Here is a 20,357-nt window from a genome sequence, read left to right as displayed (position 1 = left end):
CAACAGGACGCTGGCGACGCGTTGTTGGAAACCCGCTCGCAAATTCACTCAAATCCTCCGCAGAATAAGGCCCGTCGGGCTTAGATGATGCCCGATTTTAAGGGGACGAATAACACCCTATCAAGCTGGGTTTCGCGCCACTGGCGCGTACCGGTGCGCTCGATGAGGGTCAAAATCTGTTGCTCACCGCCCACGGGCGCGATGAGGCGTGCGCCAACGGCGAGTTGATCGATCAGCGCGTCCGGAATTTCCAGTCCGGCAGCGGCAATCACAATGCCGTCGAACGGCGCGACCGTCGGCAGCCCTAGCCGCCCGTCTCCGTAATGCAGGCGAATATTCGGCACCCGCAGCGGTCGCAAGTTGGCCTTGGCACGCTCATGGAGCGGACGCACGCGTTCGATCGAGTACACGTCGCGCGCCACACACGACAGGACCGCCGCCTGGTAGCCGCATCCCGTGCCGATTTCCAGCACCTTCTCCAGCGGACGCCCGCCAGCAAGCAGCAGCTCGATCATGCGCCCGACGACCGATGGCTTGGAAATCGTCTGCCCGTGTCCGATCGGCAGCGCCGCGTCTTCATAGGCCTGATTGGCGAGCGCCGCGTCGACAAATCCGTGACGCGGCACCGTGGCCAGCGCCGCCAGCACGCCCGGGTGTTTGACGCCGGATGCGGCCACGCGTTCAGCCATCCGCGCGCGCACCCGCTCGGAGGTCAGTCCGATGCCATCCGGCGAAATCCCGAGCGCCGAGGCGCTCGCGCGTCCCGTGCCACCCGCCGAAACCTTCGTTGCCGTCACCCCGCGCACCGCGCCCCTGGCACCGACGGCCGCGCCCGGCTGGGCATGCCCCGTCCCCGCTGTTTTGACGGTGGGCCGCGGCGCACCTTTCGCAGCATGCGGCGCGGGCTGCGCGTGGGGGGCGGACGCGGGTCGCGCCAGTCCTTTCGGTACGACCGCGTGCGGCGTCTGTGCGCCGCCGGGACGCGCTGACGCGCCGGCCATTGGCGTCGCGGCAGCCCGCAGGCCGCCGTGGGTATTCGGAGAAAGATTGCCGCCAGTCGGCGTCTTTCCGTTCCCTTGACTTGCGGGCGCCGCGGCGCGCGTCATCGCGGCAGGCGGCGCGCCGGCGGGACTGGCCCGCGACGCCTTGTCGAGCACCGGCGCCTGACGTTGCCGACGGCTCATCACATCGGCCAAGGGGAGAGGAAAACGCTTTGGCGGTGTCGTCATCGTTGGGTCACCCCTGCGCTGGCCAGCCAGTCGTGCACGACGCCAAGCCGTGCGGTATGCGTGAGATCCAGTTGCAAGGGAGTGACCGAGACGTAATCGTGCGCCACGGCGTGAAAATCGGTGCCTTCGCTGCTGTCGCGCGCGTCGCCAGCCGGCCCGATCCAGTAAATCGTTTCGCCACGCGGATTCTCCTGACGGATCACCGGCTGCGATTGATGCCGTTTCCCAAGTCGCGTCGCCACTGCGCCCTTAAGGTGGTCGTACGGCGAATTGGGGATATTGACGTTCAACAGGAAGGGCGCTCCCAGCGGGCGCTCCATATACCGCTCGACGACCTCGCGCGCCACGCGCGCGGCGCTATCGAGGTGATCCCAGCCTTTATGGACTTGCGAGAAGGCGAACGAGGGAATCCCGAAGAGAAACCCTTCGGTGGCCGCCGCCACTGTGCCGGAGTAGAGCGTGTCTTCGCCCATGTTCTGGCCGTTGTTGATGCCGGACACAACGATATCGGGCCTTTCGTCGAGCAGCCCGGTCAGCGCTATGTGCACGCAATCGGTCGGGGTGCCGTTGATGAACGTGAAGCCGTTGCCGCCTTTGAACACCGACAGCGGCCGTTGCAGGGTCAGAGAATTGGACGCACCGCTACAGTTCTGTTCGGGCGCCACTACGGTAATGTCGCCAAGCGGTGCCAGCGCTTCGTAAAGCGCGGCCAGGCCAGGCGCCTGATACCCATCGTCGTTGCTGAGCAGGATTCGCATGCGGCAATTGTAACCGAGGAAAGGTGCCCGGATATGACGCCATCACAGCATCACGCCTGTCGTTGCGGCGATTCGGTGGCAACACAACGGCCACGGATCTGCCACAAATTTGCCGCCATGCCGTCACGACCGCCGGCGACATCGGCGTCGCCAGCGGCCGTACCTCACATCTTCTCGGTCTCGCCGGCCTGCGGCTGCCAGACGAGCAAACGCCGTTCGACCACACCGACGAGCCCGTCGAGCACGAGGGCAAACGCCGTCAGGATCAAGACGCCGGCAATCACGGCGTTGATGTCAAACGTGCCTTCCGCTTGCAGAATCAGGTAGCCCACGCCGCGCGCCGACCCCAGATACTCCCCGACCACTGCCCCGACGAACGCGAGTCCGACCGAGTTGTGCAGGCTGGAGAACACCCAGCTCGTGGCGCTCGGCAGATACACGCGACGCAGCAACTGCCGCTGATTCGCGCCCAGCATGCGGGCATTCGCCAGCACGACCGGACTGACTTCCTTTACGCCTTGGTACACGTTGAAGAACACGATGAAGAACACCAGCGTTACACCCAGCGCGACTTTCGACCAGATGCCAAGCCCGAACCACACGCCGAAGATCGGCGCGAGAATCACGCGAGGCATCGAGTTGGCCGCCTTGATGTACGGATCGAACAGCGCGCCCGCGCTCGGCGAGAGCGCCAGCCACAGTCCCACCGCCAGCCCGAACACCGTGCCGATGACAAAGGCGAGCACGGTCTCGAGCAGCGTGACGCCGAGATGCAGATAGATCTCCCCGCCGGCGAACCACTGCCAGATCTGGAGCAATACCTTCTGCGGCTCGCCAAAGAAGAAAGCCGCCTTGTCGGGGCTGTCGAAGTAGAACGCGGGGAGCAGCGTCGGGCTCGTGAGGACATACCAGACGAGAAAAGCCACTACCAGCAGCAGCCATTGCCACAACCGCAAGTGCCGCATGATCGAACGATTACGCATGACGAACAAATTCCGGGAATATCAGACGAGCGATCGGACAAGCCAATCGAACCCACCAAAGCCATCCGGCAAATCGAACCCATCCAGCCCGTCGAGCCAGTCCAGCCATTGCACCCAGCCGCACCCGCCGAACAGAAAGTCGGTGATTTGCCACATGACGTGTCAGACTGCCTTCAACTGTTGCGCATAGCCCTTGAGCACTTCCTCTCGCAGCACGTCCCAGATCTGAGCGTGCAGCTCGGTGAAGCGCGAATGCGTGCGGATTTCCGCCACATCGCGCGGACGCGGCAGATCGATGCGGAACTCCCCGATCGGGTGCGTGCCCGGCCCAGCCGAGAGCACCACGACACGGTCCGATAGCGCTATCGCCTCGTCCAGATCGTGCGTGATGAACAGCACCGCCCGGCGCTTGGCCGCCCACAGGTCGAGCAACTCGTTTTCCATGAGCTGACGCGTCTGGATGTCAAGCGCCGAGAACGGCTCGTCCATCAGAATGATGTCCGGATCGAGAATCAGCGTCTGCGCCATGGCCACGCGCTTGCGCATGCCGCCCGAGAGCTGGTGCGGGTAGCGATCGCCGAACCCGCCCAACCCCACGCGCTTGAGCCACTCGTGTCCGCGTGCCTTCGCTTCCTCGGCCGATACGCCACGGAACTCCAGCCCCGCGGTCACGTTGTCGATGGCGTTGCGCCAGGGCATCAGCGCTTCGGCCTGGAACATATAGCCGGCGCGCGAATTGATGCCCTTGAGCGCCTCGCCGAACACCTTGACGGTACCGGACGACGGCGCCAGCAGCCCGGCAGCGACGTTGAGCAACGTCGACTTGCCGCAACCGGTGGGGCCGACGACCGAGACAAACTCGCCCGGCGCAATGTCGAGCGAGGTGTCGGCCACGGCCGTGTAACGCTTCGCGCGATCGTCTCGCGCGACGAACGTACACGTAATGCTGTCGAAACTCAGAGCCGGCGCTGTCATCATTTGTACTTGGCGTCGGCCTTCTTCGTGAATTCGTTCGTGAACGTCTTCGCCAGATCGATCGGCTTGCCCTTGACGGATTCGTCGAACGCCTGCAACGTGCGCAACGCCGTGGCCGGGCCGTCGGCGGGAATCAGGCCGTCCGGGGACATGGCCTCTTTCACGCGGCCCCAGGCATCGAGGTACAAGGCGCGGTCGCCCAGCAGATAGGCGTCGGGTACCGTCTTGATGATGTCCGCCGGCCCAGCCGTCTGAAGCCAGCGCAACGCACGGACCATCGCATTGGTCAGCGCCTGCGTCGTATTCGGATTCTTCTGAATAAACGATTCGTTCGTGTACAGGCACCCCGCTGGCATGTGGCCGCCGAACACCGACACCGTCTCCTTGAGCGTACGCGTGTCCGAGATCACGCGGATCTCCTTGTCGCGCTCGAGCATGGTGATCACCGGATCGAGGTTGACGATGGCGTCGATATTGCCCGAGCGAATCGCGGCGAGCGCACCGGACGACGCGCCGACACCGACGAACGCTACCTCGTTGGGCTTGACGCCGCCTTTGGCCAGCACGAAGTTCGCCATGATGTTGGTGGACGAGCCGGGCGCCGTCACGCCAATCTTCTTGCCACGCAGGTCGGCCAGCGACTTGTAATTCGGCATTGTCTTGTTCGACACGCCGAAGACGATCTGCGGGGCGCGCCCCTGCAGCACGAACGCGCGGATGAACTGGTTTTTCGCCTGCAACAGGATCGTATGTTCGTAAGCGCCCGACACCACGTCGGCGCTACCGCCCACGAGGGCTTGCAACGCCTTCGAGCCACCGGCGAAATCCGAGATTTCGACGTCGAGACCCTCGTCCTTGAAGTAATTCAGGCGTTCGGCAATCGTGAGCGGCAGGTAATAGAACAGATTCTTGCCGCCGACGGCGATCGCGACCTTGGTCTTCTCGAGTTTGCCTTGCGCGAAGCTGGGGCGAATGCCTGCGCCGATCAAGCCGGCCGCGGCCAGCGTCGTGACGAACTGACGTCGTTGCATGAGGTTTGTCTCCGTGGTTGCAGCGTTTTTTCTTGGTGTAACGTGCTTATTCGCGAGCCGCAGACGGTGCCGCGCCCCGTGGTCCTGCGCGAGATCAGCGCAGCTCAAATGACGCCGTTCTCGCGCAGTGTCTTGATTCGTTCGGCATCATAACCTAGTTGCCCGAGCACCTCTTCGGTGTGCTCGCCAAGTGCCGGGCCGAGCCATTGCGTGTGCCCCGGCGTTTGCGAAAGCTTGGGCGTGACGTTCGGCAGATCGATGGGCGTGCCGTCCGGGAACGTGTGACGCTGAATCATCTCGCGCGCGATGAACTGGGGATCCTTGAACATGTCGGCCACGGTATAGATACGGCTTGCCGGCACGTCGGCCCCTTGCAGCACGGCCAGGGCGTCGTCGATCGGACGCGTGCGCGTCCATTGGCCGATGGCATCGTCGATTTCCTGCGTGCGCGGCACGCGGCCGTCGTTGTGCGCAAGGGCGGGATCGTCCGCCAGATCGGGCCGGCCGATGGCGTGCATCAGCCGCTTGAAGATCGGATCGCTGTTGCCGCCCACCACAATCATGCCGTCGGCGCACGGATAGGTGTTCGACGGCACGATCCCCGGCAGCGACGCGCCCGTGCGCTCGCGCACCATGCCGGCCACACTGTACTCGGGCACCACGCTCTCCATGAGGTTGAAAACGGCCTCGTAAAGGGCGACGTCGACCACCTGCCCCCGCCCGCCGTTCACATTGCGGTGATGCAGCGCCATCATCGCGCCAATCACGCCGTGCAGCGCCGCGATGGAGTCGCCAATGGAAATGCCGATGCGCGGCGGTGGCAGGTCCGGATATCCGGTGATATGGCGCAGTCCGCCCATCGACTCGGCAATCGCGCCGAAGCCGGGCCGGTCACGGTACGGCCCGGTCTGCCCGTAGCCCGACAGGCGCACCATCACGAGCCCCGGATTGTCGGCCGAGAGTTGCTCGTACCCCAATCCGAATCGCTCGAGCAGCCCGGGACGGAAATTCTCGACCACGATGTCGGCCTGCGCGGCGAGCTTGCGCACGATCTCCTGCCCCTCGGCAGACTTGAGGTTGATCGTCACCGATTTCTTGTTACGCGCCTGCACGGCCCACCAGAGCGACGTGCCGCCCGCGTCGGGGTGCAGCTTGCGCCACTTGCGCAACGGATCGCCGTGCTGCGGATCCTCGATCTTGATGACTTCGGCGCCGAACTCTCCCAGCATGCGCGCGGCAAACGGACCCGCGATGAGCGTGCCGAGTTCGAGCACCTTCACGCCGGCGAGCGCGCCGCGCGCCGGCAAACCCGCGGCGCCGCCCCCCTGCGACGAGGTGGCGTCGGAAGACGGGCCGGCAGCGGATGCCGTAGACACCGGGGCGGGACCTTGCGGCAATACAGATTCGAACGGCTTGGACGACTTGGACAACGCGTGGACTCCTGTGCCTCGTCGACGGACATCGCCGTCGACTTCGAGACGCCGCCGTCAGCGGCGCCTGTCGCAATGGGTGGCAAACGAAGCTCGTATAGTAATTCGACAGTCCGCGATCGGCCAACCATCGCGCAGCGATTCCCGGAAAGTTCTGAGTTGAATGATCGCGAAATCCGATCGGGCAAGCCGGGGGGCCGCTCGTCAGGTCTCGAACAGATGACGCGCCCCGCGCTGCGCCGCGATGTAGATCGCCTCGCCACGATTGCGGGCGCCGAGCCGCCGATACAGGGCAGACACGTGGGTCTTGGCGGTTCCCTCGGAGATCACCAGTTGCTGGCAGATCGTTTTGATGGATAAACCGCGCGATAGGAGTGCCAGAATTTCGTACTGCCGCGCGGAGATTCCGAGCAGCGCCGACTCGGCCAGTTGCGTCGCCTTGTCGCCGCCCATCGGGAACACCGGCAGACGCGAGAGCGGCAGCGCTTCGCCCAGTGCCTCCTGGCGCCAAAGCACGAGCAATGCCGAGATGGCCTCGTCGGGAACGAATCGACCGCCCGTGAACGCCAGATCGAAGACCGCACGCGTGCGCGCGACCGAACTCGGCCATGGCAGACATGCCGCCGCACCAGCCTGCAGCCAGCGAATGATTTCATCGGGAAAACCCGCATCTCCGATGACGAGCACCGGGACGGGCGGCGCACAGTCGGCGGCCGTCGCACACAGACCATCGATGTCTGGCGTACGGGCCACCGACTCGGCAAGCACGAGCGCGCGACGCGACGGCAACTCGCGCAACCAAAGCCAGTCCTGCGCCGTCACCTCGTCGACGTGACGCAAAACTGGCGGCGTCGCGTTCGCGTCGGTCTGCAGTGCGACCTGCAGGCCGCTCAGCCAACTGGCAGCCTCACCCACGACCAGCACACGCATGGTTTCCCCCGTCGTTCCGGTCAGCCCCCCCCGGGCCGCCGCCCCGCTTGTTATCAAGCCCGATGTGCTCATGAGTTGCCCGCCTGTCGCATGCTCGACACATGCCCAGGCGGCTACGAAAACCGAAGAAACCCTCCAGCCTTCGTCATGAGGCAAACATCAGGCGTCACCTCGCTTGTAGCGCAATTTACGCACGAAACCCGCATGGCACCGGGTCCCGAACTCACGAACGCCGCTCCATGTTGCCTTCGCGCGACAAACCGCAATCTGCGTAAATTATTTACTCAATTTTCTAACATTCCGCTATTACTTTTTTCCCTTCCTTTTCTCGAATCGCGCCATAAAATACAACGTGTGCTGGGAGGACAGTCGTTGGAGGCCGGGGGGCATACCATGAACAAGAAGATCAGCGTCAAGATGACGTGCGTTGCTATGGGTTGTCTGGTGGCGGCGTGCGTTGCCGTCTCCGCGCAAGCCCAGGCGGTCGATATGCGCGGCGTTCCGGTCGCGGTCAGCGACGCCTTGCTCGCCAGCACGCGTGCGGCGAACCTGCAGCACAGCATCGTCGCCAACGTGCCGGGCATTGCGCCCGTCGCCATTGCTCCGGCCCACACCGTGGCGCAAACGGCGAACAATGTACGCCTCTGGGACGAAGTCGTCCCTCCCGCGCCACTGCCCAAACCCACGCAGGCATCGATTTCCTTGCCGAATGGGCCGCGCATGATCGCTGCGATTTCGCACGTTTCACCCCCTGCCCTGTCCGCGGGAATGCAGCCGACCCGTCTGTCCGTCAACGCAGGGGTTGGCGCTATGCCCCCCCGCCCGTCGCGCTAACCGAAGGTCGCGACGGGCCGCGCCCGTCGCTATTGCATCCGCCTTCCCTGACCTTGATTCCATGCGCGTCGTCGGTGCCGGCGACGCGCAAACCCCGTTCCTGCTGCCTTCTTCCACACCTACGCGATGCCCCCGTCATCAGAACGTGTACGGGAAGCGCAAACCGATCACGTAGTTCGGCGCGTCCGGCGACATCCCCGCATTGACGTAACCGTTGACCGTCCAGTGCTTGTTGATCGCATAGTTGATGCCGAAATTGAGCGACGCCGCGTTCGTCGAGCTGCCCGCCACCGTGGTGTAGGCGCCGCCTGGACTGGCCGTCTTCGTCGCGCGCGAGATCGCCGTCGAATACGAGATCGACAGCGCCGTCTTGTCGTTGAGCGCCAATGCCATGCCCGCGCCCACCTGAATGATGTCGCCGAGCTTGACCTTCGCGGGTTGCGTCGTGCCTTCGACAGCGGACACGTCGTCGAACGTGCGGGCCACGTTGTAGGTGTACGCCACGTTCGCGAACAAGACGATCGGATCGTAGGTGCGCAGGAACGACAGGCCGGCCGTGAACGCCCAGATGCCGTTGCCCGTCGGCAGTCGCGACGGCGTCGTCAGGTTGTTATTGGTCGGATCGGGCGTGCCGAGCTTGATGCCAAACGGTGACGTACCGGTCGGCGCGGTCACGCGAAACGAGGCCACGATATCGGGCCAGTTCGCGTTCTCCTTGACGAGTTGGTAGTACAGGGACGCATTCACGTCGCCGATGTTCGCCGAGTTCTTGCTGATGTCGCTCACCGACGATGCCGCACCGCCCACCCCGCCCGAGATGAAGTCCGAATTGCGGTAGAGATACGGCACGTCGAACGCCACGCTCAACCGGTCATTGATCCCGTAGCGCGTGTTGACGTCGAACGTCCAGACGTTGGCCTTGGTCTCGCCGAGATTCAACTGGCCGAGAAAGATGGCATCGAGGGCGAGAAAGCCGCTCAGCACGAGTTGACGCCGGTCGTAGTAGCTGTAGCTGATCCCCGTATCGATGGTCAGCTTGTGGTCGAACAGCGGCGCGTGCTGGGCCTGCACAACTGCCTCTTCGGCCGGCGTGCGCTGCGATTCGCTCGTGCTCTTTTGCATCTGCTGGGTCTCGCCGATCGGCGTGGCCGATGAGGGCCCCGACGCGCCGGCGGCCCCACCGCCCGGCGTACCCGCCGAACCGGCGGCCGATCCGTCACCGGGCGAGACCTGCGCGATCTGCGCAGTATCCCAGGCGGTCAGACCGCGTCCGCGTTGCGCCATCTCGATATCCGTGAGGCGCTGCTTGAGAGAAGAAATTTCCCGCTGCTGCCGGTCGACCATGTCCATCAACATTTGCAGACGGTCGTCCGGCGATGGGTTCGTATGCTCCTGAGCCTGGGCCGATAGCGTGAAAAGCAGTACCCCCAACGGAATAGCGGCAACGGGAAAAAAGCGATGAGTGTTCATGATCCCCCCCGGGTAAAGGTGCGGACAGGCGTCCGCGCGCAATCCAACAAACACGTATTGCCAACAACGGTTGTCCTTGCTGCTCGACTGCGGGGTGATGCGTGCGAAACCCGTTCCGATCTCGGTGGACGTGCAATGCCCGGGCTCTGCCGACATCACCTTCTTGTTCACCGCAAGCGACCTGCGGCGACGCCCCACTTCTCGTTATCCTGGCGTCCGGCCAAGGGTTGCAACGTTGCCGGACACGGTTGCCGGCGTCACCCTGCGCATCCAAGGCAGCGCGGCGCCGTCACTTCACTTGCTCTTGCCTTACCCTTCACTTGCGCTTCACGTCGTCGACCTGGATTGACGATCCTCGACCGTCATCGGCGGATCGCGGCGATGTTTGCCAACGCGCTCTGAATGCCGGCCTGATGCAGTGCGGCCGACGTAAGCGGACTCGTCTGCAGATTCAGTTGCATCGTGTTCATGACCTGCTGGGCGTTACCCGCCACCTGCACGACCTGCATGATCTGGTTCATCGCCGCACCGGCCCCGCCGCCCACGCTCTGGCCGAGATTGCCGTTCGGCGTATTCAACGTGATCTGCATGCCGGCCGACGTAATGGCCACGCTGGCGCTCAGACTGCCCACCGTGGTCTGCGAACTGTTCGCGCCCTGCCCGCCGACCGGCACCAGCGACGCGATCGTTACCCCAGGACCGAACTGAATGATGGCTTTGTTCAGGGCGTTGTTCGCATCGCCGGCCACCTGCGTGATCTGCGCAACGCCATTGATCAGTACGCTCGACGCGCCCGACACTGACTGCGTAAGCGGCCCGGTCGCGTTGACCAGACCGGGGATAATGCCGGTCGCGGCACCGGTCTGCACCTGGAAGCCACCGCCGTTTTGATTCACACCCAGCACGCCGGTGGCCATCAGGCTCGCACCGGTCGGCATCTGCCATTGCGACTGCATGACGAGCTGAAAGCCCGTGATCATGTTCTGTTGTGCGTACTTGCCGGTCGCGTGCGCGAGCACTTCATCGCTCACAGGCGTCCAGCTCTCGGGCACCACGCTCGATGCGAATGCCGGCACGGCACTTGCAAGCAGCGGGATTGCCAGCATCGGGACAAATCGGTTCATGATGGTCTGGTCTCAAAACAGATCCGCCCGGATGATGCCGAAGTCCACCATCGGGGCCGGAGATGTCCCGGTCGCCAAGGCGCTGTCGCGCAACTTGACTGCCAGGGATTCGTTTCCTTTGAGCAGCGGTGAATCCTCCAAAAACGGCTTGCCGACGACCGCCAACACCAAGCCGTTCCATTGCTTGGCAAAATCGGCCTGCTCGATAATGCGATTGCCTAGCGCCGGATCGGACACGAACACCCGTCCGTCCTTCGCTGCCTTGATGACTACAAAGTGTTGATAGCCGTTGACGTCGATCAGCGCGATGACCGGGATGCGCAAGTCGTAAAGCGCGTTCACGTCAACTTTGAATCCTCGCCCCTCGAGTCCAAGTGTCTCCACGAATTTCTTCATGTCGAGCATCGAGAAGCCATTCTTGATGACCGTTTCCGGGTTGGAGAACGCCATCATTCGCTGGATCATTTCCGGCTCGGGTATGTCGATCCCGTAGCCGTATCGCAGCAGCGTTGCCAAGGCTGCGGATCCACAGCTGAAGTCGTATTCCTGCTGGACCAGATTCACGTAGTGCATCGACTTGAACGAGCGCATCTTCTTGACCGCCGGTACACCAGTCGAAGATTCGAGGTTCACCGATGCATACTGCGCGTGCCCGGCCACGCTTGCGCACGCCAGAGCGCAAACAGTAGCGATCCTCACTGCGGCACGACGCGCATCATTCATGTCACACCTCATGAAAAAACCGGTCCGGGAATCCCCGGACCGGTTCGGTACTTCACTTGATTGCCGAGACGGCAAGGCTGTTGCTCTGCACGTTGCCGATACCCGAAGCCACGTTCACACCGATGTTGCCGCTGGCGAACGCGAGTGCGCCGTTACCCAGCGAAGCATTGGCGATGAAGTCGCCCGAAGCGTGCATCGAAGCCGACTGGTCGGTTTGCGCCGTCGAGTTAGCCGCACCGCCTGAGTACCAGCCGTGCCCACTTTGCGAGACGGCGGCGGCCAGACCGTTTTGTTGCACGTTGCCCACGCCGGCAGCCACGTTCACACCCACATTGCCAGTCGCACCGGCGAGGGCGTTGTCCCCCACGCTGGAAGTGACATAGAACTGCGAGATGCTGGCCGAGCCCTTCGACGACTGGTTCGCGAACACCTGTGCCGAGGCATACACCGGCTGGGCGTTGAGCGAAGCGATCGCAACGTTGTTGGCCTGCGCGTTGTCGGCACCTGCCGCCACGTTCACACCGATGTTGCCGTTGGCGTTAGCCAATGCGCCATGACCCAGCGTGGCACCCATCGTCTGGAGCTGCGCCGTGTTGATGTGATACGTGATCGCGCCATGCACCCACGTGGTCGACTTCATGTACGTGTCGGAGAAGCCCCACAGTGCCCCCGCGGCGATCGATTCGCTATGGACCGAAGCCTGACCGTGGTTGAACAAGCCGTGGAACCCTGCGTCGAAGCTCTTCTGCGTGTTCAGGAAGCCCGCCGCGAGGAAGCCGGCGGCCTCCTGCGATTGCTGCTGGTAGGCGTAGCCGCCCCATGCGGCGCCTTGGCCCGCACCGAAGTTGCCGAAGAGGTAGCCGCCGTACACCCCACCTCCACCCGGCAGCCAGAAGTGACCGCCACCGATGGCGCCGAAGCCACCCGCAATGTTCGAATACTCATACCCACCACCGGCGATGAAACTGCCCGAGCCGGAGTGTGACTGACCCGCGATATACCCGGCACCGGCCTGGAAGGACTGGCTGGTGTTCAGGTGACCATTGGCCTCGGCATTCACCCACGACGTCGTGTTGTCGAACGACGTCCTGGTCGAGCCAGCGAGCAGGTATGAGCTCCCTTGGTTCGAGACCGTCGTGGTCTTGGAATGCACGCCGTACGTCACGTCGCCCGTCACGTAGCTGCCAAGCAGCGGGCCCGTCAGGTGCACGCCGTGCGCGTCGACCATCTGGCTGCTTTGCACGACAGCGTTGCCGGTGTTGTCCACCGTGACGCAGCCGCGAATGCCGACCAGACCGAAAATGCCGACCAGGTTCAGAACGTTGGTTTCGTTGCCGATGAACGAGAAGCTGTATTGCTGGTGATGAGACGGATACGCCATGGCGGAACCCGTTGCTACCAGCAGTGCGGCCGCTGCAATTGCTTTCGTTTTCATGACCATCTCCTTGACGAGAGAGTTACCCAGTTAAAAAGATGTGCCCGCCGGGGGACGGAGCACAAAAACATTTGCGGTTACATTGCCTATCCCAGCCGACTGGTTCACTTGAACCACACCGTTCGCACCGCGGAAGGCGTCACCGGAAATCGACGCCGTGCGGAACAGATCGTTGAGGTTGTCGTGCCCAGCCGGGCCACCCTTAGCGATCGCAGCGGATAGTGCCGTATCCGATACGCTCGCCACTCCAGCCGCATCGCCCGTCACAATGACCGTGGCGTTGCGTTGAAGATTGCCGGCACCGCTCGACTGGTTGACTTGCGTCAGCCCCGAGGTGCCCGAAAATGCGTTGCCTTGAATTGCGGCGCTGGCCGCGCCGGTCGTCGTGGTGACGAGCGCCTGCTGATTCGTGCTCGACGCGCCGACGCTCACCCCACCGCCATTGGCGATGACCGCGCTGTTGGCCTGGGCGTTGTTCACGCCGGCCGCTTGATTGACACCAAGGGCCCCGGTCACCCCCACCGCCACACCGTTATCGATGGTGGCGTGCGTGCCGGCGAGTTCGCCGTTCACGATCCACACGTCTTGTGCCGACGACACCCCTGCGACAGCGCTCAGGGCGGTGGCTGCCGCCAGAGCGATGGCGCGATGGGCACGATGCGACAGGCGATGCGCGCTCATTTCGCCGCTCCTGCCGCACCAATGCTCGTGAGCGGTGCCAGTGCCGAGTTGATCACTGACGGTACGAGCGTACCGATGCTGCCGATACCACTGCCACCGCCGACGCCCGCGCTGAAGCCGCCGCCCACGCCGTTCGAGGTGTTGAGGGCGTTGCCACCGCGGGCATTGCCCACCAGCACCCCCATCACCGGGTCGATGCCGGAGCGCACGGCCCCCGTGACGAGACCGACCGAGGCGCGGCCCGTCAACTCACTATCCATGACCTGATTGACAGCCCCCATGGCGGTGTTGAACGGCCCCGTCGGGAATGCCGGTACGGCGATGCCAATCGGATTCTGCTCACGGGGCAAGCCGCGATAGGCGACTTCCGGGCCGATGTTGCGTTCGATCACCAGGTCCCCGGGCGTCGCCGGTTCGGCGTGCGCGCGGCCGGGGAGCAGCGCCGGGGTCAGCGCCACCATCATCGTGGCGAGGACACTGCCGGCATGCAACAGGGAGAATTGAGTCATCTGATTCACCGCGTGGAGTAAGTCACACGCGTCACCTGAACGTTGTTCACGCCGCTAGACAGTTGTTGCGGACGCGGCATCGGCGTCACGGCGCCGGGCAGTTCGTCCCACAACGTCACGCCGTTGGCGAGCGTCATTCCAGGTGACTGGACCATCGCGCCGCCTTGCAGATTGCGGCCGCGCTGGCTCCCGAGTTGTGCGTCATCGATACGGGCTGCCGCAAGGGGCACCCCGGTCACGCCCATGTCCTGGACGCTGGCAATGGGACTCGTGTCGTCGCCACCGGCAGCGGCCGGTGCTTCGTCCGTCGTCGTGCGGGCCGCGACCGGGACCAGGTCGGAGACCGGTGCCACCATGGCAGGGTCAGCATCCGTGACCCGCGTCGCAGGCAGCGTCGTCGAAAACGACGTCGGCACCATTGAGCCCGTCAGCATCGCCACATGCATAAGCGGCGAGCGCGAGAATTCATGCGCTTGCGCCGGTGCAGCGCACAGACCGAACGTCGCGGCAATGGCAGCGGCCAGCGCGCCTGCGCCTTGTCGTACTCGGTACTGAATGTCGGTGGTGAGAATTCGCATCGCTGTGCCCTCCTTGCCCGGCTCAATAAAGCGACTTCCGTGCCACCCGACTTAAGTGATTGAAAACATTGACGTTAGATTTTTCGACTTGGCCGAACGCCCGGGCCAATGCGCGAAAACGTTTCAGCATTGATACGCAGGCCATGCCGGGCCGCCGGTGCCACATCACCGACGCATTCCACAAACATTCCGAACTGCGAACGATATCGGCGTCGCCAGCGACGCTTGCCTTGGAGCCCCGGTTGACAAGGGCTTCCGGTGACAGAATTGCGGCAGTTTTATCCGCCTGCGACGTAACGACACAGCGTCGTCACAGATGCCCGCGCGAGGCGCGACGCCGTACGGTGCCGTGGATGTTTCATCTTTGATCGGTCTGCGCGGCCACCGGCCACGCCCATTTTCGGCGGCGGCAAAGCGCGTTCCCCCCGACCGCAGGCAGGACTTCGCGAGGTCGGGAAAGCGCAGGTGACGACGCACCGCAGACGCACACGTACGACGCTGCGGGACGCGTTCTCTGGAAAGGCGAGACAACGCAATGCGTATGGAAGACGTTCGAGAGGACTGCGGGAAGGTTCGCCGGATTCGCCCGTCGTTATTGGCGATGGCAGAAGTCGCGGATTGCGAGGACAGCGGTGAAAACACGGCGTAAAGCGGTCAGACTTGCGGGCTCAACTCGACGATATTCAGGAGCCCAAAAAGAAACGACCGCCCTGCTCATCACAGGACGGCCGCCCTCTCTTCGCCAGAAGACATCAGGCCGGCACGCCCGATTCGTCACCACGCATTCCATACCGGCACATGAGGCGGTACAGGGTAATGCGCGAAATGCCCAGCTCTGCCGCCACGTCCGTGAGCCGATGACAGTGGCGCAGCAATGCCTGCTCGATGGCCGTTCGTTCGGCCTCCGCGCGAATTTCCTCGAGCGTTCGCACGAGGGTCGGCACCCACGGCGTCAAGTCGAGATCCTTGGCCGAAATCATGCGGCCGTCGGCCATGACAATGGCGCGGCGCACGCGGTTGATCAGCTCGCGAACGTTGCCCGGCCAGTGATATTCATACATCGCCTGTACCGCGCACTGGGTGAAGCCGCGGATTTTGCGATGATTGTCGCCCTTGAAGCGTTGCAGAATATGGTGCGCGAGGATCTCGATGTCCTGCCCGCGCGCACGCAGCGGCGGTTCGTCCACCCGCAGTACGCAAAGGCGATGGAACAGATCCATGCGGAACCGCCCTTCTTTGACGGCTTCCTCCAAATCGACGTGCGTCGCCGAAATGATGCGCACGTTGACCGGAATCACTTCATGTCCGCCGAGACGCTCGATGGCGCCCTGCTGCAGGAAGCGCAACAGGCTCGCCTGGCTTTCGATCGGCAGGTCGCCGATTTCGTCGAGCAGCAGCGTGCCGCCATTGGCGGCCTCGACGCGGCCGATCTTGCGCGCATTGGCGCCGGTGAAGGCGCCGCGTTCGTAGCCGAAGAGTTCGGATTGCATCAAGTGCGGCGGAATTGCCCCGCAATTGATCGCGACGAACGGCCCCTTGGCACGCGACGAGCGCTCGTGAATCGCCACGGCACTCAGTTCCTTGCCCGTGCCCGACTCGCCCGAGATAAACACCGGGGCTTCGGTATTGGCCACTTTGCGGATCGTGCGGAAGAGTTGCTGCATCGCCTCGCACGTGCCGACCATCTCCTGATCGCCGCCGACTTGCGGCGTGACGAACGGCACCTCCGAGAGCGATGCCATGCCCCAGGCATGTCCGATCGAATGGGCGAGTTGGTCGTTCGTACAGGGAACGTTGACGTAATCGAAGCAATAGTCGCGGATCAGCCGGCGAATCGCTTTCGTCGTGAGTTGTTCGGGATTCGTCGCGGCAACCCAGCCGACCGTGGCGGGTTGCATGCAGGACTCGAATGCGCCCATCTCGCGGTCGCTATAGCCGCTCGCCAGATCGATGAGTGCTGCGCTGGTCGTCCCCGGATTCAGAATGCGACTGACGTCGCTGGCGCTCTTGGCCGGCAAGACTTGCCAGCCTTGCTCTCCCAGGAAAGACAACAGACCGTCGTTGTGCTTTCGGGAGGCGTAAATCAGGGTGCGCCCGGTATCGTTAGCCATACCTTAACTCCCTGCCTAAGCAGTGCCCGTGCGCAGTTATTGGGTCATCGACCGGATCTACGCGACGGGAATACGGCCCCGCGCCGCTCGTGAACTTTTTGAATTCCCCGTGCTGGTGGGTCATCAAGTCGGCAGGTTCAGTCTAGAAGACCGGGATGGGTGCAGAAATACCGAATAACAGCTAATCCGATTGGATGAGAGGAGCAGTACCTACGCGCAGCGTTGGAGCGCGACACGCGCGCGTCATGCTCAGAGCGTATGTCTGTCGAGCACGGCACGCGCGATCGTACCGGCGTCCACATACTCGAGTTCGCCACCGACGGGCACCCCCCGGGCCAGCCGACTCACGCGCAAACCGCGTGCCTTGAGCATCTGTCCGAGATAGTGCGCGGTGGCCTCGCCTTCGTTGGTGAAGTTGGTGGCGAGCACCACTTCCTTGACCACGCCGTCCGTGGCGCGGCGAATCAGTTGCTCGAAGTGAATCTCGCCGGGCCCCACGCCGTCGAGCGGCGAGAGATGCCCCATGAGCACGAAATACAGCCCTTTGAAGGTCAGCGTCTGCTCCAGCATGTTCTGGTCGGCAGGCGTTTCCACCACGCACAGCAGGCTCGTGTCGCGCTCGGGATCGAGACACGTCTCGCAAATCTCGACTTCGGTAAATGTATTGCAGCGCGCGCAATGGCGAATCTGCTCGGCGGCATGCACCAGCGCCTCGCCCAGCCGCACCGCGCCTTTGCGGTCGCGTTGCAGCAGATGGTAAGCGATGCGTTGCGCGGACTTCGGGCCGACCCCCGGCAACGCGCGCAGGGCATCGGCGAGTTCCTGCAGGCTCGAGAGCTGGGACATGCGTCGTGTGTCTCTTTAAACTGGCGGAGGACCGCTCAGAACGGCATCTTGAAGCCCGGCGGCAGCGGCAGACCGGCGGTCAGGCCGCCCATCTTCTCCTGCGCCGTCGCTTCAGCCTTGCGCACCGCGTCGTTGAACGCCGCCGCCACGAGGTCTTCGAGCATGTCCTTGTCGTCCGCCAGCAGGCTCGGGTCGATGGTCACGCGACGCACGTCGTTCTTGCACGTCATCACGACCTTGACCAGCCCCGCCCCCGACTGACCCTCGACTTCGATCAGGGCAAGCTGCTCCTGCGCCTTCTTCATGTTTTCCTGCATTTGCTGGGCCTGCTTCATCAGACCTGCAATGTTTCCCTTCAGCATGGTGACTCCTGAATAAATCGTATGAGGTGGGTCAGATGCCGCGCGTCCAATGCTGTACGCGCCGAGCATCGCGGTGTGTCGTCGTGTGTAACGCGCGTTTGAGGATTTTCTTCGAAAACCCGGCACCGAATTGCTACAGCGAACGGCCTTATTGTAACGGGCGAACGCTGCCCGGCAGAATCTGGGCGTCGAATTCGTCGATCAGTTCGCGCACGAGCGGATCGTCCGCGATCGCCTGTTCCGCCGCGCTCTGGCGCGCCGCCGCCGCTTGCGCGGCGAGCGAAGCCGCTGTCGTCCCCACCTGCCCCAGCTCGACATGCAATTGCACCTCGGCGCCGAAGTGCTCAGACAGCGTCTGACGCAGCTTGTCGGTGGTGGCCGCATCGGCCAACTGCCGGAGCGGCACGCGCAAATGCAACGCGCGACCGGCGACTTCGGTCAACTCGCTTTGAAATGCCAGTTGTTGGGCAAGACCGCGTGCCGGGAGACCGGCGGCCAATGCCGGCCATTCGCCGGTAAAGACCGGTGCGACACCGTCGGATTCACGATAGACGCAAGCACGCGGGGTCGCCGCAGACGCTGCCGCTAACGCACCGGCAGCCCCTGCAGGCTCGGGCTCCGGGTCGGCACCGGCTGGCGCCTCGTCGGAGGCGCGCGACGCGCTTCCGCGATTGGCGCCTGCGCCGCCGGCAGCGCGTCCTGCCGTGCCCTTGCGTCCAGCATTGAGGGCGGCAAGGGCCGCGCGGGCGGGCGACATCGGGGCGCCATCGGCCGGCGCACTGCTTCGCGCCGACGGGGCACGGCGTGCCTCGGGTTGGGCGGCCGGCGCGGCAGGCGGCGAGACCGCCGACGATGCCACGGAAGCGGCTGACGCGGGCGAAGCCGATGAAGCCGATGCTGCAGACGATGGGGACGCACGCCCCGTTTCCGCCATCGGGGTCCGCGACGGCGCGGCCGCTGGGGTCACAGCCCGCGCGGCACCCGCCGTCTGCGGCGTTGGCGGTTCCGCCAGCGTGCCGCCCGCGAGCAACGGCGTGAACGCCGCCATTCGCAGCAGCGCCATCGAAAAACCGGTGTATTCGTCCGGCGCAAGTCCCAGATCGCCACGCGCACGCGTGGCGATCTGGTAATACAGTTGGACGGCTTCAGGCGACAACGCCTGCGCCAGACGTCTCACGTCCGCCGCTTCCGGCCATTCGTCCGACACGGCCTGGGGGGCGTATTGCGCCAGAGCAATCTTGTGCAGCAAGCTGCCGAGATCCTGCAATCCCGCCGCAAACGAGAAACTGCGCTCGGCCATTTCGTCGGCAACGGCCAGCAGGTCGGTGCGCGATTCGTCGTTAAGGGCGTCGAGCAGACGCACGAGCACGCTCTGATCGATGGCCCCGAGCATGCCGCGTACGGCCGTCTCGGTCAGCGGACCCGCGGCATAGGCGATGGCCTGATCGGTGAGCGACAAGGCGTCGCGCATGCTGCCGCCCGCCGCCTTGGCGAGCAGACGCAACGCCTGCGTCTCGTTCTCGATGCCTTCCTCGCCGAGGATGGTCGTGAGGTGCGACACGATGTGCCCGGCCGGCATCTGCTTGAGATTGAATTGCAGGCAGCGCGAGAGCACAGTGACCGGAATCTTCTGCGGATCGGTCGTCGCCAGGATGAATTTGACGTGCGCGGGCGGTTCTTCCAGCGTCTTGAGCATCGCGTTGAACGCGTGCCCCGTCAGCATGTGCACTTCGTCGATCATATAGACCTTGAAGCGCGCATCCGCTGGCGCGTAGACGGCTTTTTCCAGCAGCGACGTCATTTCGTCGACGCCGCGATTCGATGCCGCGTCCATTTCCACGTAGTCGACGAAGCGCCCTTCGTCGATGGCCCGGCAGGCCTTGCACACGCCACACGGCTCGGCCGTGATGCCCGTCTCACAATTGAGCGCCTTGGCCAGAATGCGCGAGAGCGTCGTCTTGCCCACGCCACGCGTGCCGGTAAACAAGTAGGCGTGATGCAAACGCTGTTGCTCGAGCGCGTGCGTCAACGCACGCACGACATGCTCCTGGCCCACCAGGGTCGAGAAGCCTTTGGGGCGCCATTTGCGCGCGAGTACTTGATAGGTCATGCCAAATTGTAACAGTTCGGCGTTGAGCGTCCGCACCGATGTCAACGCCCAATCGGGCGTTGTCAGCCCGGGAAATCCGTCAGGCTATCGGTGCGATAGAAAAAAATGTTGCGCGATTCTACCAAGCGGCCCCGGCGCACGCGATACGCGTTGAAATAGCACCGACGGGACGCGGACGGTGACCGTCAGCGGGCATCGACGAACCACGGCGGCGCCATGTCCATTCACCATGGAAACG

Annotated in this window: 20 protein-coding genes; 1 reads left to right on the top strand and 19 read right to left on the bottom strand. The window is 63.9% G+C overall.

All coding sequences use genetic code 11. The features are described 5' to 3' along the window. Window positions 1-80: 80 nt before the first annotated feature. The 8 genes from OYT13_RS09040 to OYT13_RS09005 all read right to left on the bottom strand — a co-directional run bounded on the left by OYT13_RS09040 (window position 81) and on the right by OYT13_RS09005 (window position 7,408). The gene (locus OYT13_RS09040; RefSeq protein WP_261938743.1) at window positions 81-1,229 is read right to left on the bottom strand and encodes a protein-L-isoaspartate(D-aspartate) O-methyltransferase; all 1,149 of its coding nucleotides are present in this window, start codon (window positions 1,227-1,229) and stop codon (window positions 81-83) included. After that, complete coding sequence (gene surE, locus OYT13_RS09035) at window positions 1,226-1,987, bottom strand: 5'/3'-nucleotidase SurE (protein WP_017231423.1); 762 nt, start codon at window positions 1,985-1,987, stop codon at window positions 1,226-1,228. Before surE ends, OYT13_RS09040 begins: the two co-directional genes overlap by 4 nt. A gap of 164 nt (window positions 1,988-2,151) precedes the next feature. After that, the gene (locus tag OYT13_RS09030; protein WP_017231422.1) at window positions 2,152-2,970 is read right to left on the bottom strand and encodes an ABC transporter permease; all 819 of its coding nucleotides are present in this window, start codon (window positions 2,968-2,970) and stop codon (window positions 2,152-2,154) included. A 21-nt stretch (window positions 2,971-2,991) separates the two neighbouring features. Beyond that, the gene (locus tag OYT13_RS09025; protein WP_268567611.1) at window positions 2,992-3,126 is read right to left on the bottom strand and encodes a hypothetical protein; all 135 of its coding nucleotides are present in this window, start codon (window positions 3,124-3,126) and stop codon (window positions 2,992-2,994) included. A gap of 6 nt (window positions 3,127-3,132) precedes the next feature. Next, window positions 3,133-3,945, bottom strand: coding sequence for an ABC transporter ATP-binding protein (locus OYT13_RS09020; protein WP_026131493.1), 813 nt, complete (start codon window positions 3,943-3,945; stop codon window positions 3,133-3,135). Beyond that, window positions 3,945-4,976, bottom strand: a complete 1,032-nt coding sequence (locus tag OYT13_RS09015) for an ABC transporter substrate-binding protein (protein WP_017231419.1) — start codon at window positions 4,974-4,976, stop codon at window positions 3,945-3,947. The genes OYT13_RS09020 and OYT13_RS09015 overlap by 1 nt, the downstream gene beginning before the upstream one ends. Before the next feature lie 104 nt (window positions 4,977-5,080). Further along, window positions 5,081-6,283, bottom strand: a complete 1,203-nt coding sequence (locus tag OYT13_RS09010; protein WP_261939883.1) for a CaiB/BaiF CoA transferase family protein — start codon at window positions 6,281-6,283, stop codon at window positions 5,081-5,083. 327 nt (window positions 6,284-6,610) lie between these two features. Continuing rightward, entirely contained in the window at window positions 6,611-7,408 is a 798-nt protein-coding gene (locus tag OYT13_RS09005; RefSeq protein ID WP_268567610.1) for a helix-turn-helix transcriptional regulator, read from the bottom strand. Window positions 7,409-7,540: 132 nt separating this feature from the next. Between OYT13_RS09005 and OYT13_RS09000 the strand changes: the two genes are divergently transcribed. Beyond that, on the top strand, window positions 7,541-8,170 hold the full coding sequence (locus OYT13_RS09000; RefSeq protein ID WP_157211301.1) for a hypothetical protein: 630 nt from the start codon (window positions 7,541-7,543) through the stop codon (window positions 8,168-8,170). A 138-nt stretch (window positions 8,171-8,308) separates the two neighbouring features. Here the strand turns inward: OYT13_RS09000 and OYT13_RS08995 are convergent, their stop codons facing one another. The 11 genes from OYT13_RS08995 to dnaX all read right to left on the bottom strand — a co-directional run bounded on the left by OYT13_RS08995 (window position 8,309) and on the right by dnaX (window position 20,119). Continuing rightward, entirely contained in the window at window positions 8,309-9,640 is a 1,332-nt protein-coding gene (locus OYT13_RS08995) for a hypothetical protein (protein ID WP_026131491.1), read from the bottom strand. Window positions 9,641-10,002: 362 nt separating this feature from the next. Next, on the bottom strand, window positions 10,003-10,764 hold the full coding sequence (locus OYT13_RS08990) for a hypothetical protein (RefSeq protein WP_268567609.1): 762 nt from the start codon (window positions 10,762-10,764) through the stop codon (window positions 10,003-10,005). A 12-nt stretch (window positions 10,765-10,776) separates the two neighbouring features. Next, on the bottom strand, window positions 10,777-11,487 hold the full coding sequence (locus tag OYT13_RS08985; RefSeq protein ID WP_051060032.1) for a C39 family peptidase: 711 nt from the start codon (window positions 11,485-11,487) through the stop codon (window positions 10,777-10,779). 52 nt (window positions 11,488-11,539) lie between these two features. Next, a complete protein-coding gene (locus OYT13_RS08980; protein ID WP_268567608.1) occupies window positions 11,540-12,922 on the bottom strand; it encodes a hypothetical protein in 1,383 nt (460 codons plus the stop codon). A gap of 30 nt (window positions 12,923-12,952) precedes the next feature. Next, window positions 12,953-13,603, bottom strand: a complete 651-nt coding sequence (locus tag OYT13_RS08975; protein WP_017231411.1) for a hypothetical protein — start codon at window positions 13,601-13,603, stop codon at window positions 12,953-12,955. Beyond that, window positions 13,600-14,112, bottom strand: coding sequence for a hypothetical protein (locus tag OYT13_RS08970; RefSeq protein WP_268567607.1), 513 nt, complete (start codon window positions 14,110-14,112; stop codon window positions 13,600-13,602). The genes OYT13_RS08975 and OYT13_RS08970 overlap by 4 nt, the downstream gene beginning before the upstream one ends. A 5-nt stretch (window positions 14,113-14,117) precedes the next feature. Next, window positions 14,118-14,690: a hypothetical protein gene (locus tag OYT13_RS08965; RefSeq protein WP_017231409.1), complete on the bottom strand. Its 573-nt coding sequence runs from the start codon at window positions 14,688-14,690 to the stop codon at window positions 14,118-14,120. A 752-nt stretch (window positions 14,691-15,442) separates the two neighbouring features. After that, complete coding sequence (locus tag OYT13_RS08960) at window positions 15,443-16,801, bottom strand: sigma-54 dependent transcriptional regulator (protein WP_017231407.1); 1,359 nt, start codon at window positions 16,799-16,801, stop codon at window positions 15,443-15,445. A gap of 249 nt (window positions 16,802-17,050) precedes the next feature. Further along, window positions 17,051-17,647, bottom strand: coding sequence for a recombination mediator RecR (gene recR, locus OYT13_RS08955; protein WP_017231406.1), 597 nt, complete (start codon window positions 17,645-17,647; stop codon window positions 17,051-17,053). A gap of 35 nt (window positions 17,648-17,682) precedes the next feature. Next, window positions 17,683-18,009, bottom strand: a complete 327-nt coding sequence (locus OYT13_RS08950) for a YbaB/EbfC family nucleoid-associated protein (protein ID WP_017231405.1) — start codon at window positions 18,007-18,009, stop codon at window positions 17,683-17,685. Window positions 18,010-18,157: 148 nt separating this feature from the next. After that, window positions 18,158-20,119, bottom strand: a complete 1,962-nt coding sequence (dnaX, locus tag OYT13_RS08945) for a DNA polymerase III subunit gamma/tau (protein WP_268567606.1) — start codon at window positions 20,117-20,119, stop codon at window positions 18,158-18,160. Window positions 20,120-20,357 lie beyond the last annotated feature (238 nt).

Origin of the sequence: Pandoraea sp. XJJ-1, assembly GCF_026802345.1 — a bacterium.
GTDB lineage: Bacteria > Pseudomonadota > Gammaproteobacteria > Burkholderiales > Burkholderiaceae > Pandoraea > Pandoraea cepalis.
The sequence above is the reverse complement of the archived record's forward strand: the minus strand, read 5'-3'. Positions and strand labels throughout refer to the sequence as shown.